The following is a 17,236-nucleotide window of genomic DNA, read 5'->3' on the forward strand; positions in this document are numbered from 1 at the left end:
TTGGCGGCGGTGGCCGCACCTTTGCATCCCGCCTACGCACCCATGCTGCGGCGGACGACGCATGAAGCTCATCTCCTTCAACGTGAACGGCATCCGCGCCAGCGTGGGCAAGGGCCTCCACGACACGCTGCGAACGCTGGACGCCGATATCCTCTGCTTCCAGGAGACCAAGGCCACGCCCGAGCAGGTGGCCCAGGCCCTTGCCGGGGTGGACGGTTACCACGTGAACGCCTATGGCGCACTGAAGCCCGGGTACAGCGGCACGGCCATCGCCAGCAGGCAGAAGCCCGTCGGTGTCGACTTCGGCATCGGCATGAAGGGCCACGACGATGAAGGCCGCGTGGTCACCTGCACCTTCACCGACGTGGTGGTGGTGTGCGTGTACACGCCCAACAGCGGTGAGGGCATGAAGCGGCTCGGCTACCGCGGCGAGTGGGATGCCGCCTTCCGCACGTACGTGACCAAGCTGGCGAAAGGGAAGCTGCCCGTCATCATCACGGGCGACCTCAACGTGGCGCACCAGCCCATCGACATCGCGCGGCCCAAGGAGAACTACAACAAGACCAGCGGCTACACGCAGCAGGAGATCGATGGCATGAACGCCTTGCTCGCCTCAGGATGGGTGGACACGTTCCGGCATCTGCACCCGGACGTGGTGAAGTACAGCTGGTGGAGCCAGCGCTTCGGCGCGCGCGCCAAGAACGTGGGCTGGCGCATCGACTATGTGCTGGTGACGAAGGGTTTCGAGAAGAAGGTCAAGGAGGCCTTCATCCTCAACGAGGTGATGGGCAGCGACCATTGCCCGGTGGGGATCGTGTGGTAGACCATGGTTGACGTGCATACGAGTGCGCAAGTAGCGAGTGGCGAGTGGCGAGTGGTGGGTAGGATACCACTCGTCACGAGACTGTTCAGTAAAGTGTGTCAGGCCGGATTGCGAACTTCAACACCTGACCCATGGAGGACAAGACGGACAAGTTCGATTACGAAGCCTTCGAGAAGGAGGCCATGAAGCAATTGCTACTGGGCAAGCCCTTGAGCGGCAGCGATGGGGTGCTGACCCCGCTGGTGAAGCGACTGATGGAGGCCTCGCTACGGGGCGAGCTGAGCGCTCACCTGGCCGAGGAGCCGCCTGGAGGTAACCGGCGCAACGGACATGGGCGCAAGCGGGTGAAGACCGCCCACGGAGAGGTGGAGATCGCCACGCCGCGCGACCGTGAGGGAACCTTCGACCCGGTGCTGCTGCCCAAGCGCGAGCGCGTGCTGAACGCCGAGCTGGACATGAAGATCATCAAGCTCTACGGGCTTGGGATGAGCCAGCGCGACATAAGCGACCATGTGCGGGACCTGTACGGCATCGAGGTGAGCGAGGCCACGATCAGCGCGGTGACCGACCAGGTGATCGCCGATGTACAGACCTGGCGGCAGCGGCCCTTGGAGGCGCGCTACGCGATCGTGTGGCTCGATGCCATCCACTTCAAGGTGAAGCAGGAAGGGCGCGTGGTGAACAAGGCCGTATACACCGCCTTGGGCGTTGGCCCCGATGGCCACAAGGACCTGCTGGGCCTGTACGTGGGGCAGAGCGAAGGGGCCAAGTTCTGGCTGGGCGTGCTGGGCGACCTGCGCCAACGCGGCGTGGAGGACATGCTGATCGCATGCATCGACAACCTGAGCGGCTTCTCCGACGCGATCTCCTTGGTGTACCCACAGAGCGATATCCAGCTCTGCATCGTGCACCAGGTGCGCAATACCCTGAAGTACATCAGCTACAAGCACTACAAGGAGGTGGTCAAGGACATGCGGGCCATCTACCGGGCCCCTGGTGAGCAGCAAGCGCTGCATGCCCTGGAGGTCTTCAGCGACAAATGGGGGAACGCTACCCGCAGGCGGTGAGCTCCTGGCACACCAACTGGCCGCTGCTGGCCAGCCAGTACCGCTACAGCGAGCGCATCCGGCGGCTCATCTACACCACCAATCCCATCGAGGGCTTCCACGCTCAGCTGCGCAAGTACACCAAGACCAAGCGCGTCTTCGACAACGACATGGCCCTGCTCAAGCTGCTCTATCTGGCCCAGCAGCGCATCGTGGAGAAAATGGCCGCCAAGCCCATCTTCGCTTGGAGGGAGATAGCCGCCGAGCTACGCCTGCTCTTCGGCCCACGCTTCGATCCACAGGCGATCAACACCGATCAACAGGTTCTGAGTCTCCCCCGGACCCCCTCGTTCAAAACCCAACAACATCAACATCATCAGCAATAACGATGATGACACACTTTATCTAACAGACCCCTCGTCACTCGCCACTCGCCACTCAACGCTCACCACTCACCACACCGGGCTTCCATCCGATCACAACACATCCATCAACGGACACCTGATGATCATGAAGAACCTTCTCCGCCTCGAAGAGCTCGCGCAGTTCCTGCTGTGCCTGGGTCTGTTGATCGCTTCGGATGTGGCGTGGTGGGTGTATCTGCTGTTGCTGCTCGGCCCGGACATCGGCATGCTCGGTTACATGATCAGCCCGCGCACTGGCGCGGCTACCTATAACCTGCTGCACCATAAGGCGGTGGCTTTGGCCCTCTTCTTACTGGGCGGGATTATCGTCCCGGAAGGAAGCATATTTCAGCCGGTTGAACCGGCCTTCTTGATAATGATCGCCGCGGTTGTCCTCTATGGCCACGCCTCCCTCGACCGCATCTTCGGCTACGGCCTCAAGTTCGGCGACAACTTCCACCACACGCACCTAGGGTGGATCGGTAAAAGCAAGTCCGCTGAGTCGGCTGAGTCGGAAGTCCGCTGAGTCGGCTGCGCTGTAAGTCGTTGACGCATCACGACAACGACTCCCGACTCTGCGGACTCATGACTCAGCGGACTCCCGACTCATTGGACTTCCTGCCCCTTCCTCCTGTCCCTGGCCCTGCATTCACCCCTGCGAGTGCATCGCCACGGCGTTCCCCTCGGTGTCCAGGAAGAAGGCCATGTGGCCGATGTCGTCGCTGATGTGCGTCTTGGGCATGAGCACCTTGCCACCGGCGGCCTCCACACGGCCCAGCGGACCGGCCAGATCGGGGTTGGCGTTCAGGTAAATGATAGCCCCCTCGGCGCTGGGCTTGTGGCTGTCGCTCTTGGCCAGGGCGCCGCCCACCTTGCCGTTCATGCCATCGCCGGGAAAGGTGCGCATCTGCAGCCCCGGGAACTCCATCGGCTCCATGCGGATGCCGAAAACGGCCTCGTAGAACCGCTGCGCGCGGTCGATATCGGTCACCGCGATCTCGAACCAGTTGAGGGCGTTGCTGCTGTTGTCCATCAGTGTTGTTTTTTTCGTCAGGTGAATGCGCTCAAGCTAGGCGCGGCGAACACCGATCGGCCCAGCGGCGTGACGGACCGTGAAGGGATCCGCCGGAGCTGGTGACGGACCGCGCATCCGCCTGCGCGAACCACGGAGTTCAATGCAGCAGCAGCACCCGCGCGTGCCCGCTGCGGCCGGCCTCATTGCGCACCCGCACGGCATAGACCCCGGCGGCCTGGCCGGTGAGGTTCAGCACGGCGGGGCCACCGGCAACACGTTGCACCCGCACAACCCGTCCCTGCGCATCCACCACCTGCAAGGTGGCCGGACCGATCGCCTCCGGCAGCTCCACCCGCACCGGACCGTGGCTGGGGTTGGGCACCACCTGCACCGCCAGAGGTTTCTCCACCTCCCGCACCCCCACGTCCAACCCGTACAACCGGCTCACGAAGCGCTGTTGGGGATCGTTGGTGGTTCCGTCGTCGTAGCCTGTATAAGCACCGCAGATGTAATAACCACCGCCGACCGGATCCGGTATCAGGGACTCCACCGAGCTGTATGGGAAGCCCATGTCCTCGTACACGCCGCAACCTGTCCCTGTGAAGGTTGTATTCAACAGAACCCCGGAGGTATCCACCAAGGCGATGCCCCCACGCGGTTGTTCGTCAATGCTGGTGAATGCGCCGTACACGATGTGACCAAGGGGCGATACGGATGTGATCCCGCTCCAAGAGAAGAAGCCTCCGTATTGATGATAGCTTGAACGAAGGTGGTTGTTGAAAGTGGAGTCCAAGGCGCCATCGGGGAACAACCGGATCAAATGCAGCGTATCCGGGTCGCCGTTCATGAGAAATCGGCCTGTCGCGACGATCTTGTTATCCGGTTGCACAAGCAGATCGGTGGCCATGCCCCAGTAGATGCTCGTGTGGAAAGAACTGTCCAAGGCTCCATCGGGATGTACACGAAAAATGCGACCGACAGGCTGGCCCTCGTAGGTGTTGAGCCAGCCGCTCAGCAGGAATTTACCGTCGGGCAACGGATGGATCAGGTCGATCGTATTGTCGCATTTGCGGTGCGTGGCCGTGGTGTCCAGGTATCCGGTGTTGGAGAACCACACCAGGCTGTGGAAGCCCTCGAAGCCGCGGATGCTGTCGCTGAGCACATGCACCCCGGTCATCAGCACCCGGCCGTCGGGGTACACGTGGTAGTCGCCGCCTTGGCCGGTGCTGAAGTAGGGCCCGGCATTCAGCGAAATGAAATCAGTATCCAATACTCCATCGTACCATAACCTTCGCAATCCATTACCATTCCCAGCATAGAGTCTGCCGTTCCAAGGGGTAAGCTTACCACCCATGAAAGTCACCTCGGCAAAATCCAGGTCCCTTGAACCAGTCGCGTCGAGGCGCGCACCAGAGCGATCATACATGTCACCAGGAAATCGGATCCTGCCAGAAATGATGACATCGCCGTCGGGAAGTGTTGCGATCGAATTCACATTGGTTCTTTCGATCTCTGTTCGAAACGCAGTGTCCAGATCAAATGGTTGTTGAGCGCAGCATACCACCGCACCGCATACCGCTAGGATGGTTGGTGCCGACCTCATGGTTGCACGACGAAACGAGCACGCACAAGGGAACCCGAAGTGCCCAGGAGTTCCACGATGTATACCCCGGGGGGCATCTTGCGCGTATCCCAGACCAATTGCCACAAAGAGAATGGACGGGCATTCAGTTCCGCAGAGGAGCTTCCGAACGGGTTCCGCGCACTATGCGGTAGGCGAGCCATGTGGATGATCGACGACCTGAAGATAGTGGCTGTTCGGGTCAGCGACCGAACCTGCGTATTCGATCTTCCATGAGGAGCAGCGGAACCTTCCCTTCCCCGCCCGGGTCCAAGCCCGACCAACTCTCGGACCGTGCATCCGCCTCCGCACGATCTTCGCGCCGCCGTGCGCATCCTCCTGCTCGACAACTACGACAGCTTCACCTGGAACCTGCAGCACCTGCTGGCGCCGCACGCCTTGGTGGACGTGGTGCTGAACGATGCGATCACGGTGGACGAGGCGGCGCGCTACGACCGCATCGTCATCTCCCCGGGCCCGGGCCTGCCGGCCGAGGCGGGCATCACCATGGCGCTGCTGCGCGCGCTGCTGCCCACGCACCCCGTGCTGGGCGTGTGCCTGGGCATGCAGGCGCTGGTGGAGCTGTGCGGCGGCACGTTGTACAACCAGGCCCGCGTGATGCACGGCGTGCCGGTGGACTGCCTTCCGGAGGAGCCGCGCGACCCGCTCTTCGCCGGGCTGCCCGAGCGGTTCCCCGTGGGCCTCTACCACAGCTGGGCCGCCGATCCCGCCACGCTGCCGGCCGAGCTGCGCATCACCGCCCGCAGCGAGCACGGTGTGATCATGGCGGTCCGTCACACGCGTTTTCCGGCCTGCGGCGTGCAGTTCCATCCGGAGAGCGTGCTCACGCTCGAAGGCGGACGCATCATCCGCAACTGGCTGTCCACGCCGGCCGCGTGATCAGCGCAGCAGGTCGTCGTTGCCGATGGGCCGCGTCCACTGGTAGCGCAGGTCGCGCAGCACGCTGGCCTTCACGTTCAGCTGCAGGCTGATGCTCTGGCGGATGCCGTTGGGGATCCAGTTCACGTTAAACTCCCAGCAGTGCAGGTCCCAGTACAGGTTCAATGAGCTCGGCGTCCACTCGCCGGCCACCACGTCGTAACCGCTGGACACGCCGAGCTTCCAGTACTTGAACAGGGTGACGTCGCCGTTGAAGAGCACGCTCTGCCGCTCCTGGTCCTCGATGCCGTCCACGTAGCTGGGGTTGAGGTCGTAGCTGTAGTTGACGCTGAGGCGCCAGGGCATGTTGAAGTCGATGGCGGCGCCCTTGTTGGGGTCCGATTCGCCCACCACGGGCTGCTCGCCGGGCGCAGCGGGGGCCTGGCCGTAGCGCTTGCTCTTGAGGTCGAAGCCCACCGCCACGTTCATGGTGGTGAGGCGGGCGAGGGCGCCGCTGCGGTCCACCTCGGCGCGGTCGATGCGCTGCCCGAGCGGGTTCACCGCGTAGGGGTCCCACACGCTCACGAAGTTCACGTTCACGCGGTTCAGCAGGGTGGTGCGCGCGCTCAGGTTCACCGGCGACCAGTTCAGCGAGTCGCGGATCCAGTCGTAGCTGGTGTTCAGCCCCACGAAGTCGAGCAGCTTCACCTTGCGGAAGGCCTGCTGGTCCTCCTCACCGGCCTTGGCGTTGCGCACCTTGGCCTCCAGGCTCTGGATGAGGCCCAGGCCCACCAGCCCGCTCTCGCCCGCAGGCGACGAGCCATAGATCCCGTTCGCGTAGGGGTTGTAGGTGGAGGCCACCGAACCGTCCGGCGCGAACACGTCCACCGTGGGGTCCAGGTCGGGGCGGTAGCTCAGCCGCACGCTCGGCGTCACCACATGCCGCACGGCCTTCAACCAGCCGCCGCTGAACTGATACATGCCGTACAGCTTGCTGGTCATAGTAGCGGCGGCCACCCAGTCGCCGTTGCGCGCGAAGCCCGGCACCTCGTTGGTGAGCACGGTGTCGCCTTCGGTGTAGTACTCCTGGCGCAACCGCTCGAAGTACCAGCGCTCGGTGACGGTGAATTCCGGGTTCACCGTGAAGAAGCGCGTCTTGAAGGCGGAGCTGAGGGTGGCGCCCTGGCGCACGCCGTTGCGCAGTTCGCGCATCAGGGTGGGCAGGTTGGCCCAGTAGAGGCGTTCCTCGGTGGTGTTCAGCTGGTTGTCGAAGGCCAGTGCGTAGGCCACGCCGATCTGCTCATACCACCGCCCGGTGGACACGCGGCGCTGGAAGGGCAGCACGCGGCTCATGTTGAAGGTGAGCGCGGGCACCGTGAGGTTGAAGGAGCGGTTGCCGGTGTTCTGGGCGTGCCGCAGGTTCACCGCCAGTGTGAAGGGCCTGCCCGGCCACAGGTGCGTCCAGCCGATGTTGCTCTGGAAGGTGTTGCTGAGGTAATCGATCGTGCTGCTGTTGAAGTTGTTCCGGAAGTTGTTGCTGGTGCCCAGGTGCACGCTGGCCGTGAAGCGGTCGCTCAGGCTGGCGCGGGTGTCAATCGTGTGGTTCCACTTCACGAAGAAGTTGCGCTGCCGGCTGAAGTCGGGGAAGTCGGGGATGCTGTTGCGCTGCGTGCTGTGGTCCAGCTGCAGGGCGCCGCTGTAGCGGTAGCGGGTGCGGTAGCGGGTGCTGGCGCGCAGGGCCCAGCTGCCGCGGCTGTAGATGTCGCCCGTCACGCTCAGGTCCGCGTGCTCGCCCAGCAGCCGGTAGTAGCCGCCGTTGAGCAGGAAGAAGCCCAGGGTGGGGCTCTCCCCGTAGGTGGGCATCAGCACCCCGCTGGTGCCGCCGCGCTTGTTGGGGAAGAAGCCGAAGGGGATGGCGATGGGGGTGGGCACGGGCCCCACCTTCATCACGGCGGCACCGGTGACGATCTTGTCGTCGGGGATCACCATCATGCGGCTGGCGCGGAAGTGGTAGTGCGGCCGGGGCCGGTCGCAGGTGGTGAGCAGGCCGCCCTTGCTGTGCACCTCGCCGTCTCCGTGGCGCTTGCTGACGCGGGCCTGCACGTAGGTCTCCTGCTCGCTGGTGCGCACCTCCTTGATCAGCCCCTTCTGTGTGCGGAAGTTGTAGCGGATGCTGTCGGCCTCGATGCGGTGGCCCTCCTGGTCGAAGGCGGGCTTGCCCACCACCGTGCCGGTGCTGTCGGGCACACCATGGGCGCGGGCCTCCTCGTTCTTGAAGTGGTATTCGATGCGGTCGGCCGTGAGCGCCACGCCCTTGTATTGCACCTGGGCCGCCCCGAAGAGGTACACGATCTGCTGCTGCAGGTCGTACCGGATGCTGTCGCGGGCGCTGTACGACACCGGGGCGTCCAGCGCCTGGCCCAGCGCCGACGGCCCTCCGGCAACCAACAGGAGCGTGATGAAAAATGCGACACCCCAGGACCGGCCCCGCCGCAGGACCCCGCTAGTTTCGCGCCCTGTGGAGGAGATGCATCGCGCCGGCGCCATTCGCGGGCCGAAAATAGGGCTTCGCGTCCGGGGGGCTTCCCCGGCCGCCAGGGCGGTGATGCGCATCGGGCTGGCCGCGTGCGCGGCGCTGCTGCTGCCTGCACGGACCATGCCACAGGGCCCGGCGGCGGGCGATGTCAACCGCATCCGCACGGTGGTGCTCGATGCCGGCCACGGCGGCAAGGACCCCGGCAACCTCGGCACCGGCCGCTACAAGACCACCGAGAAGCACGTGTCCCTCAACGTCACCAAGCTGCTGGGCAAGTACATCTCCGAGGCCTTTCCCGACGTGAAGGTGGTGTACACCCGCGAGGACGACCGCTTCATCGAGCTGCGCGAACGCTGCAACATCGCCAACCGGGCCAAGGCCGATGTCTTCATCAGCATCCACTGCAACGCCAACGACAACAAGGACCCGCACGGCTGCGAGACCTACGTGATGGGCCTGCACAAGACCGAGGCCAACATGAAGGTGGCCCAGAAGGAGAACGCGGCCATCCTGCTGGAGGACGGGCACGAGCTGAAGTACGACGGCTACGACCCCAACGACCCGGAAAGCATGATCGCGCTGAGCCTGCGGCAGAACGTGCACCTGGACCACAGCCTGCTGCTCAGCGCGCTCATCCAGAAGCAGTTCAAGGACCGCGTGGGGCGTCCGGACCGCGGGGTGAAGCAGGCCGGCTTCCTGGTGATCAGCTACACCACCATGCCCAGCGTGCTCATCGAACTGGGCTTCCTCACCAACGCCACCGAGGAGGACTTCCTGCAGGGCGAGCAGGGTCAGGACTACATGGCCTCGGCCATCTACCGGGCCTTCAAGGAGTACAAGGCCACCGTGGAGGGCGTGGAGCTCACCACGCCGGCCCCGGTGGTGGAGAAGCCCGCGCCGCCGATGCCCGGGCCCGCCACCTCGGGCGTGCGCTTCAAGGTGCAGGTGGTCACCTCCAGCAAGCGCATCGAGCCCACGGCGAAGAACTTCAAGGGGCTGGAGGGGGTCGAGGAGCACCGCGGCAACGAACTGTACCGCTACACGGTGGGCGATGAGCCCTCCCTGGAGCGGGCGCGGGCCGTGCAGAAGCTGTGCCGCGACAAGGGATACGACGGCGCCTTCATCGTGGCCTTCCGCGATGGCGTCCGGATCGATCTGCAGGAAGCCGTTAAATTCGCCCAGAGCCAATAACGACAGGCATTGCCGAAGCTCAAACGGGAGTACTCCATCGCCCTGATGGTCATCGCTGGAGCGCTGCTCCTGGTCTTCGGCGTCAACTACCTCAAGGGGCTTGACCTGCTGCAGCGGCGCAACGTGTACCACGCCGTGTACACGGACATCTCCGGCATCGCCGAGACCTCGCCGCTGCTGCTGAACGGCTACAAGGTGGGCAGCGTGGTGCGCACCGACCTGCTGCCCGGCCCCGGTGCCCTCATCGTGGTCTCCTTCCAACTGAACGAGGACGGGCTGGAACTCCCGCGGGACACCCGCATCCGCATCAAGGGCGACCTGCTGAACAAGTGGACCGAGCTGATGCTGGGCGACAGCGCGGTGCTGGCCGAGCCCGGCGATACGCTCATCGGCGACGTCACCCCGGGCCTCACCGAGGCGCTGGGCCAGCAGATCGATCCGCTCAAGCGCAAGGCGGAGACCATGCTGGTGAGCGTCGATTCGGTGCTCACCGCCTTCCAGCAGGTGCTGAACCCCAAGGCCCGCAACGACATCGACAGCAGCCTGTCCAGCATCCGGTCCACGCTGGAATCCCTGGACAAGGCCGCCCAGCAGCTCAACCAGCTCATCGCCGTGGAGCGCCAGACCATCAGCGCCACGCTGGGCAACCTGGAGAGCGTGAGCGGCAACCTGCGCAACAACAACGTGCAGATCACCCGCATCCTGCAGAACCTCGACACCACCGCCGCCACGCTGGCCAACGGCAGCATCCAGCGCACGCTGTCCTCCCTGGACAGCACCATGGCCGAGGCGCGCACCATCATGGGCGGCCTGCGCGAGGGCAACGGCACGCTGGGCCAGCTGATGGCCAACGACAGCCTGTACCGCAACCTGGAGCGGGCCAGCAACGAGCTCGACCTGCTGCTGGAGGATGTGCGGCTGAACCCGAACCGCTACGTGCATGTTTCCGTGTTCGGGAAGAAGGACAAGCTGCCGAAGCTGAGCGACAGCGACGTGCAACGCATCGGTGACGCCGTGCGCAACGGGACCAAGGAATGAGCATCGGGCAGATCGTCTTCGTGGTGCTGCTGGCGGCCGCCGGCGCCTGGTTCGGGCGGCAGGTGATGCGCATCCGCCGCAACATCCTGCTGGGGCGCGACGAGGACCGCACCGACCGGCCCGCCGAGCGCTGGGCGGTGATGGCGCGCGTGGCCCTGGGCCAGAGCAAGATGGTGGTGCGCCCGGTGGCGGGCTTCCTGCACATCCTCATCTACGCCGGCTTCGTCATCATCAACATCGAAGTGCTGGAGATCGTGATCGACGGCGTGTTCGGCACCCACCGCGTGTTCGCCTTCCTGGGCGGCCTGTACGATGTGCTCATCGGAAGCTTCGAGGTGCTGGCGCTGGGCGTGCTGGTGGCGTGCATCGGCTTCATCGCGCGCCGCGCCGTGCTGCGGCTGCCGCGTTTCCACAAGCCGGAGATGAAGGGCTGGCCCTCGCAGGACGCCATGATCATCCTGGTGACCGAGATCCTGCTGATGAGCGCCTTCCTCACCATGAACGCGGCGGACCTGACGCTGCAGCAGCGTGGCGTGGCGCACTACGTGGTGGCCGGCGCCTTTCCGGTGAGCGGCCTGCTGGCCCCGGCCTTGTCCGGGCTGAGCGATGGGGGCCTGGTGGCGGTGGAGCGCTTCTGCTGGTGGTTCCACATCGTGGGCATCCTGGCCTTCCTGAACTACCTGGTGGTGAGCAAGCATCTGCACATCCTGCTCGCCTTCCCCAACACGTGGTACGGCAAGCTGGAGCCGAAGACCCAGGTGGCCAACATGCCGCGGATCACCGGGGAGGTGCGCAGCATGCTGGACCCCTCGGTGCCGCCGCCTGCCGCCGCGCCCGCGCGCACCGTGGCCGGGGTGGAGATGGCCGAGCGCTTCGGCGCGAAGGACGTGTTCGACCTCAGCTGGAAGAACCTGCTCGATGCCTACACGTGCACGGAGTGCGGCCGCTGCACCAGCGAATGCCCGGCCAACCTCACCGGCAAGCTGCTCAGCCCCCGCAAGATCATGATGGACACCCGCGACCGCGTGGAGCAGGTGGGCCGGGTGATCGACGCGAAGGGGAGGTGGGAGGACGACGGGGCCAGCCTGCACAGCCGCATCAGCGAGGAGGAGCTGTGGGCCTGCACCACCTGCAACGCCTGCACCGAGGCCTGTCCGGTCAACATCGACCCGGTGGACATCATCATGCAGATGCGCCGCTACAAGGTGATGGAGGAGAGCAGCACGCGCGCCGCCCTCACCGGCATGTTCAACAACGTGGAGAACAACGGCGCCCCCTGGGCCTTCGGTGCGGACAAACGCATGGACTGGGCCCGGTCCTGATCGACGCACATCATACGCGAGCCATGAGCAAGCCCACCCTGATCGAGACCACCGAGAACGGCAAGCGGGTGAGCCCGAAGCTGCCGCCGGGGATGAAGAACTTCCTGATCGACATCGACGGCACCATCTGCGAGGACATCCCCAACGAGGAGCCGTGGCGGATGGCCGATGCGGAGGTGTTCCCCGAGGCGTTGGCAAAGCTCAACGCCTGGTTCGAAGCTGGCCACATCATCACCTTCTTCACCAGCCGCACCGAGGAGCACCGCGCGGTCACCGAGGCCTGGCTGACGAAGCACGGGTTCAGGTACCACGGCATGGTGATGGGCAAGCCCCGCGGCGGCAACTACCACTGGATCGACGACCGCGAGGTGAGGGCCACCCGGTACGAAGGGCATTTCACGGACCTGGTGGAGAAGCGCCGCACCGTGCAGGTTTTTGAATGAACCGTAGCGTCGACCCACCGGGTCGACCCGCTGAACAACCCCGATGAGCGACCTCCGCATCCCCACCATGGCCGAGATGATGGCCGCCGGCGAAACGCCCGAAGTGCTGTTCTGGGTGGGCTGCGCCGGTGCCTTCGACGACCGGGCGCGCAAGATCACCAAGGCCTTCGTCCGCATCCTGAACGCGGCCCGGGTGAAGTTCGCCGTGCTGGGCACCGAGGAGACCTGCACGGGCGATCCCGCGCGCCGGGCCGGCAACGAGTTCCTGTTCCAGATGCAGGCCCTTCAGAACGTCGCCGTGCTCAACGGCTACGGGGTGAAGCGCATCGTCACCGCCTGCCCGCACTGCTTCAACACGCTGAAGAACGAGTACCCGGCGCTGGGCGGCAGCTACGAGGTGATGCACCACACGCAGTTCATCAACGCGCTGTTGAAGGAGGGCCGCATCAAGGTCGAGGGCGGCGACTTCAAAGGCAGGCGCATCACCTTCCACGATCCCTGCTACCTGGGCCGCGGCAACGGCGAGTACGAGGCCCCGCGCGAGGTGCTGCTGAAGCTGGACGCCGCCTTGGTGGAGCTGAAGCGCAGTCGGGCGCACGGCCTGTGCTGCGGGGCGGGTGGCGCGCAGATGTTCAAGGAGGCCGAGCCCGGCACGCGCGAGGTGAACCACGAGCGTGCCGAGGAGGCGCTGGCCGCCTCACCGGACGTCATCGCCGCCGGCTGCCCGTTCTGCAACACCATGCTCACCGACGGCGTGAAGAAGTTCAACCAGGAGGGGAAGGTGCAGGTGCTGGATGTGGCCGAGCTGATAGCGGAGGCGGGGGACCTGTAACGGCGACGTTCACGTCGCCGCATCTTCGCGATGAAAGTCCCGGCGATCGTCGGCAATGTGTCCCGCGAAGCCATCTCCGAACTCCCCTCACGAACTATGGCATTTCCAAGGTCGGTTAACCGTGCCGGCTAATTTGGTGGTCGAGGACACTGCTGGCCCATGCTCGAGCCAAGACCACCCGTGTTCGATCCTGAACGACACCAGCGTCGTTCCATGCGATCGCGGACACATGACTACGCATCACCGGGCATTTACTTCGTCACCTTCAACACCAAAGCAAGGCATCGTTGGTTCGGTGAGATTCGCGATGGCTGCATGCATCTGAACGCGAACGGCCGGCTCGCCAAGGAGCACTGGATCACCATTCCGGAACATCATGGCCATGTTCGGTTACATGCGTTCACCATCATGCCCGACCATATCCATGGCATCGTGGAACTCATCGAACGGCCTGTCCGTTCGGCCCTGGTCCGTAAGGATCACCGGCCCAATGGACCGGCTCCCGGATCGTTGGGAGCGATCATAGGAGCATATCGTGCAGGTGTGGTCCGTGCCATGAACCTGTCCAGGTCTTATGTGATCCGCGGTCTTTGGCAGCGCGGCTATCACGATGTCATTATCCGTAATGAACGGTCGTTCCAGCGCATTACAGGCTATATCCAAAGGCATCCGTCGATGATGGGATGATGCCAGTGGGTGAGGAAAAGGATGGTGGGCGACCACTGCCCGAACAGCCAGGCGACGTGAACCTCGCCCATACTGCCCCAGATATGGGCGAGGTGAACGTCGCCTCTACGGCCCCAGCAATACCTTCACCGCCACCTCCAGCTGCTGATCGCGCCCTTGTGAAACCAGGCCAGGGTCCAAGGTCTGCTTCACGTCGGGATCGAGCTGCTGGTTCTCCAGGTAGTTGCCGGCGTTGTCCACCATGCCCACCTGCGGGATGCCGAACCACATGCCGTTCTGCAGGCCTTCCCACCACACGGCGGTGCCGGTACCGGGCACGGGCATGCCCACCAGCTTGCCGATGCCCAGGGCGCGGTAGGTCACCGGGAACATGTGCGCGTCGCTGTAGTTGCTCTCGCTCATCACCACCACACTGGGCCGCTGGTACTTGAAGTGGGGTTCAGTACCGAGCTTCTGGCCGCGCGGCAGGAAGGTCATGTAGGTCTTGCCGTTCAGGAAGGTGGCCAGGTCGTCGTGCAGCCAGCCGCCGCCGTTGAAGCGGGTGTCCACCACCAGGCCCTTCTTGTCGTGGTATCGGCCCAGGGCCTCTTCGTACACCACGCGGAAGCTGTGGTCGTTCATGCCCTGCACGTGCACGTAGCCGAGCGCGCCGCCGCTGAGGCTGTCCACCAGGTGGCGGCAGCGTTCCACCCAGCGCTGGTAAAGGAGGTCGCGATCGGCGCCTTCCTCCAGCGGCTTCACCGTCTCCTCCCATCGGGTGCCGGCCTTCGGGTCGTACAGGCTCAGCAGCATGGGCCTGCCACCCTTGCGGTTGAAGAGCTTCGCCCAATCCATGTCCGCCGTGACGGGCACCCCGTCCACGTTCTCGATCACATGGCCGGCCTTGATCTTGGTGGCCTGCTGGATCAGGGGGCTTTTCGGCATGATCTCCACGATGCGCAGACCCGGACCGGCCTCGTTGGCGAAGAAGCAGCCCAGGCTGGCGGTCTCGTCGCCGTTGGGCACCTCGTGCCGGAAGCCGGCGCCGGTGTGGCTGGCGTTGAGCTCGCCGAGCATCTCGCTGCACAGCTCGGCCATGTCGAAGTTGTTGTTGATGTGCGGCAGGTAGCGCTGGTATTCGGCCTTGTACCTGTCCCAGTCCACGCCCTGCAGGTCCGTGCGGTAGAACTTCTTTTTCACCTGCCGCCAGATGTGCTCGAAGAGGTAGGCGCGCTCGGCGTTCTCGTTCAGCACCATCTCGCCGCTGATGCCCACGCTCTTGTTCTCGTTCTTCTCGATGTCGTACCGGTTGATGCCGCCGTTGTTCAGGTAGAAGAGCTGCTTGCCCTCCTTGTCCCAGGTGAGGCCGCTCGCCCAGCCATCGCCCATCTTGTTCAGGATCTTGGCCTCGCGCGTGCGGATCTCGTACTGCCAGAGGTCGGTGCCCTTCTCGAAGGCGGCCAGGTAGTAGAGCTTCTCGCCATCCTTGCTCAGCAGGGCGTCGCTCAAGGCGCTGCTGTTCGGGGTCAGCCGCACCTTCCGCTCCCGCAGGCCGTCGAACTCGATGGTGATGGGCTTCACGTCCTCGGGCTTGTCGTCCGCCTTTCCGCCTTCCTTCTTGTCCTTCTCCTTCTTCGCCTTGTCGCCACCCTTCTCCTCCTCCTCCTTCTTCTTCTTGTCCTCCTCCTCCTTCAGCAGGGCGGCCTCCTCCTTGCTGAGCCTGAAGCGGTCGTAGGCCTTGCGGGTGAGGAAGTACGCATAGGCATCCGCCTCGCCGCCCCAGCTGGCGTGGTTCTTCTGGCCATCACGGGCGCTGAGGAACACGATGGCTTCGCCGTTCATGGCCCAGCGGGGCATGTCGCCGCCATACCCGCTGCGGGTGAGGTCGAACACTTCCTTCCCCCCCTCGGCACTGACGATGCCGACCTGTCCGATCCATTGTTCCTTGTGCAGGAAGCCCACGACGAACCACTTGCTGTCCGGGCTCCATTGGTACCACTGATCGCCATCGGCATAGCTGTAGTTGAGGTCGCCGGGCAGGATCACGCGGGTGCGCTTCGAGGCGAGGTTCAGCACCTTCAGGGTGGTGCGTTCCTCGAGGTAGGCCACCTCCTTGCCGTCCGGCGAGTAGGCGCATTGGAACTCCTCCGCCGGGGTGGACAGCAGGGCTTCCTCCTTGAGCACCGTGGCATGGAAGAAGTACTTCTCCTCCTTCCGCGTCAGGCTCGTGGTGTACAGGTCCCAGCTTTCACCGCGCTCGCTGGCGTAGAGGATGCTGCGCCCGTCAGGACTGAAGCTCACGTTGCGTTCCTGTGCGGGGGTGTTGGTGATGCGGCGCGTGGTGCCTTCGGCCACGGAGGTGACGAAGACCTCGCCGCGGTGAACGAAGGCCACTTCCTTGCCGTTGGGGCTCACCGCGAGCTCATCGGCCTTGCCCACATCGATCGTGCGTTCCGGATCATAGCGGCCATCGGTGTTGATGCGGATGGGCACCCGCTGCGGCACGCCACCATCGGTCATGGTGTACAGTTCGCCGCGGAAGCTGAAGCAGAGCACCCCGCCGTCGCTGATGCTGAGGTAGCGCACCGGGTGGTCGGTGAAGCGGCTGACCTGGACGCCGGTCCCTCCGGTGACGGGCATCTTGTGCACGTTGAAGGAGCCGCTCTCCTCGCTGAGGTAGTAGAGGCTGGCGCCGTCGCGGCTCCACACGGGGTCGCGGTCCTCGCCGGCGAAGGAGGTGAGCTGGCGGTACGCACCGCTGGCCGGTTCGAAGGTCCACACGTCACGGGTCACCGATGAGGTGTGGTGCTTGCGCCAGTTGTCCTCGTAGCCCTTGCGGTCGTGGTAGGCGATGAGCCGCCCGTCGGGGCTGTAGCGGGCGTTCTGCATGGCAATGGTGCTCACCTGCAGCGGACGGCCGCCCTGTGCGGGCACCGTGTACAGTTCGCCCATGCCGCCCACCGGGAACTGCTGATGCCGCACATCGTCCTGGCGCGTTCCGTAGAAGAGCACCTGCGCATCGTCCGGCGAGAAGCACGAGGCCACCTCGCCGTTGCCATGGAAGGTGAGGCGTGTGGGGGCGCCGCCCGTGGCGGGCATCACGAACACATCGTTGTTGCCGTGGCGTGTGCTGGAGAAGGCGATGAAGCGGCCGTTGTGGCTCCACACCGGGGTGTGGTCGTAAGCCTCGTTGGTGGTGAGCGGCACGGCGTCGCCACCCTCGGCAGGCACGCGCCAGATGTCGCCCTGGTGGCAGAAGGCGATGGTGCGCCCGTCCGGACTGATGGCGGCGTTGCGCAGCCAGCGCGCGGTGTCCTGCTGGGCGCGGAGCAGGGTGGGAAGAAGCAGGAGCGCCACGGGCGCGGAACGGAGGATGGCACGGTTCATGATCGCAAGGAATGACGAAAGATCGACGCTTTG

Annotated in this window: 13 protein-coding genes and 1 pseudogene; 10 read left to right on the plus strand and 4 right to left on the minus strand. The window is 64.6% G+C overall.

Features of this window, described 5'->3' with window-relative positions:
- Positions 1 to 61 precede the first annotated feature (61 nt).
- The 3 genes and pseudogenes from xth (at position 62) to IPM49_16265 (ending at position 2,799) form a co-directional block, all read left to right on the plus strand.
- On the plus strand, positions 62 to 823 hold the full coding sequence (gene xth / locus IPM49_16255) for an exodeoxyribonuclease III (protein ID MBK9276075.1): 762 nt from the start codon (positions 62 to 64) through the stop codon (positions 821 to 823).
- A 131-nt stretch (positions 824 to 954) separates the two neighbouring features.
- Positions 955 to 2,177, plus strand: a pseudogene (locus IPM49_16260) (IS256 family transposase).
- A 202-nt stretch (positions 2,178 to 2,379) separates the two neighbouring features.
- Positions 2,380 to 2,799 carry a DUF4260 domain-containing protein gene (locus IPM49_16265; protein ID MBK9276076.1) on the plus strand — a complete coding sequence of 140 codons (420 nt, stop codon included), beginning with the start codon at positions 2,380 to 2,382 and terminating at the stop codon, positions 2,797 to 2,799.
- Positions 2,800 to 2,922: 123 nt separating this feature from the next.
- On the opposite strand, the gene IPM49_16270 is transcribed toward IPM49_16265, so the two are convergent.
- The gene (locus IPM49_16270) at positions 2,923 to 3,306 is read right to left on the minus strand and encodes a VOC family protein (GenBank protein ID MBK9276077.1); all 384 of its coding nucleotides are present in this window, start codon (positions 3,304 to 3,306) and stop codon (positions 2,923 to 2,925) included.
- A gap of 139 nt (positions 3,307 to 3,445) precedes the next feature.
- Positions 3,446 to 4,558 (minus strand): T9SS type A sorting domain-containing protein, encoded by a 1,113-nt coding sequence (locus IPM49_16275; GenBank protein ID MBK9276078.1) that lies wholly within the window; start codon positions 4,556 to 4,558, stop codon positions 3,446 to 3,448.
- A gap of 678 nt (positions 4,559 to 5,236) precedes the next feature.
- Between IPM49_16275 and IPM49_16280 the strand changes: the two genes are divergently transcribed.
- The gene (locus tag IPM49_16280) at positions 5,237 to 5,809 is read left to right on the plus strand and encodes an aminodeoxychorismate/anthranilate synthase component II (protein ID MBK9276079.1); all 573 of its coding nucleotides are present in this window, start codon (positions 5,237 to 5,239) and stop codon (positions 5,807 to 5,809) included.
- Here IPM49_16280 and IPM49_16285 read toward each other — a convergent pair whose 3' ends face one another.
- Entirely contained in the window at positions 5,810 to 8,236 is a 2,427-nt protein-coding gene (locus IPM49_16285) for an LPS-assembly protein LptD (protein ID MBK9276080.1), read from the minus strand.
- 157 nt (positions 8,237 to 8,393) lie between these two features.
- Here IPM49_16285 and IPM49_16290 point away from each other — a divergent pair, with 157 nt between their 5' ends.
- The 6 genes from IPM49_16290 (at position 8,394) to IPM49_16315 (ending at position 13,837) form a co-directional block, all read left to right on the plus strand.
- Positions 8,394 to 9,515, plus strand: coding sequence for an N-acetylmuramoyl-L-alanine amidase (locus tag IPM49_16290; protein MBK9276081.1), 1,122 nt, complete (start codon positions 8,394 to 8,396; stop codon positions 9,513 to 9,515).
- A 9-nt stretch (positions 9,516 to 9,524) separates the two neighbouring features.
- Positions 9,525 to 10,553, plus strand: coding sequence for an MCE family protein (locus tag IPM49_16295; GenBank protein MBK9276082.1), 1,029 nt, complete (start codon positions 9,525 to 9,527; stop codon positions 10,551 to 10,553).
- Entirely contained in the window at positions 10,550 to 11,875 is a 1,326-nt protein-coding gene (locus IPM49_16300) for a (Fe-S)-binding protein (GenBank protein ID MBK9276083.1), read from the plus strand. The genes IPM49_16295 and IPM49_16300 overlap by 4 nt, the downstream gene beginning before the upstream one ends.
- Before the next feature lie 23 nt (positions 11,876 to 11,898).
- Positions 11,899 to 12,318, plus strand: a complete 420-nt coding sequence (locus IPM49_16305; GenBank protein MBK9276084.1) for a phosphoheptose isomerase — start codon at positions 11,899 to 11,901, stop codon at positions 12,316 to 12,318.
- A gap of 43 nt (positions 12,319 to 12,361) precedes the next feature.
- The gene (locus IPM49_16310; protein MBK9276085.1) at positions 12,362 to 13,150 is read left to right on the plus strand and encodes a (Fe-S)-binding protein; all 789 of its coding nucleotides are present in this window, start codon (positions 12,362 to 12,364) and stop codon (positions 13,148 to 13,150) included.
- 159 nt (positions 13,151 to 13,309) lie between these two features.
- Positions 13,310 to 13,837 (plus strand): transposase, encoded by a 528-nt coding sequence (locus IPM49_16315; GenBank protein MBK9276086.1) that lies wholly within the window; start codon positions 13,310 to 13,312, stop codon positions 13,835 to 13,837.
- A 105-nt stretch (positions 13,838 to 13,942) separates the two neighbouring features.
- Here the strand turns inward: IPM49_16315 and IPM49_16320 are convergent, their stop codons facing one another.
- On the minus strand, positions 13,943 to 17,203 hold the full coding sequence (locus tag IPM49_16320) for a PD40 domain-containing protein (GenBank protein MBK9276087.1): 3,261 nt from the start codon (positions 17,201 to 17,203) through the stop codon (positions 13,943 to 13,945).
- Positions 17,204 to 17,236: the final 33 nt, after the last annotated feature.

The organism is Flavobacteriales bacterium, assembly GCA_016715895.1.
Classification (GTDB): Bacteria; Bacteroidota; Bacteroidia; order Flavobacteriales_F; family PHOS-HE28; genus PHOS-HE28.

What these genes read in the sequence shown, in the direction of transcription:
- xth (MBK9276075.1), top strand. Translation starts at nt 62, where the DNA reads ATGAAGCTCATCTCCTTCAACGTGAACGGCATCCGCGCCAGCGTGGGC.
- IPM49_16265 (MBK9276076.1), top strand. Translation starts at nt 2,380, where the DNA reads ATGAAGAACCTTCTCCGCCTCGAAGAGCTCGCGCAGTTCCTGCTGTGC.
- IPM49_16270 (MBK9276077.1), bottom strand. Translation starts at nt 3,306, where the DNA reads ATGGACAACAGCAGCAACGCCCTCAACTGGTTCGAGATCGCGGTGACC.
- IPM49_16290 (MBK9276081.1), top strand. Translation starts at nt 8,394, where the DNA reads ATGCGCATCGGGCTGGCCGCGTGCGCGGCGCTGCTGCTGCCTGCACGG.
- IPM49_16300 (MBK9276083.1), top strand. Translation starts at nt 10,550, where the DNA reads ATGAGCATCGGGCAGATCGTCTTCGTGGTGCTGCTGGCGGCCGCCGGC.
- IPM49_16305 (MBK9276084.1), top strand. Translation starts at nt 11,899, where the DNA reads ATGAGCAAGCCCACCCTGATCGAGACCACCGAGAACGGCAAGCGGGTG.
- IPM49_16310 (MBK9276085.1), top strand. Translation starts at nt 12,362, where the DNA reads ATGAGCGACCTCCGCATCCCCACCATGGCCGAGATGATGGCCGCCGGC.
- IPM49_16315 (MBK9276086.1), top strand. Translation starts at nt 13,310, where the DNA reads ATGCTCGAGCCAAGACCACCCGTGTTCGATCCTGAACGACACCAGCGT.
- IPM49_16320 (MBK9276087.1), bottom strand. Translation starts at nt 17,203, where the DNA reads ATGAACCGTGCCATCCTCCGTTCCGCGCCCGTGGCGCTCCTGCTTCTT.